1 protein-coding gene is annotated in these 227 nt (G+C 68.3%); it reads right to left on the bottom strand.

From position 1 onward, the window contains the following. Positions 1–227, bottom strand: a 227-nt coding sequence (locus tag EXE44_RS19575; RefSeq protein ID WP_137718138.1) for a DUF4010 domain-containing protein, incomplete at both ends; no start/stop codon positions are given.

Below are 227 nucleotides of genomic sequence, written 5' to 3' on the forward strand. Positions count from 1 at the left end.
AACGCCATGGCCGCGTTCGCGAGCAGGATCGACCCCACCGCGATCTCGCGGAGGTCCGTCCGGCCTTTCGCGCGCTTCGCCATCTCCGCGACGACGGCGGTCGAGTTCACGAGCCCGCCGAAAAAGCCCGTGACCGCGTAGCCGCGCCCCTGATACCGCTTCACTAACACGTAGTTGACGAAGCCGATGGCGCTGACCGCGACCACGAGCGACCAGACCAGCCGCGG

It is taken from the genome of Halorubrum sp. SS7 (assembly GCF_005435055.1).
GTDB classification, from domain to species: Archaea; Halobacteriota; Halobacteria; order Halobacteriales; family Haloferacaceae; genus Halorubrum; species Halorubrum salinarum.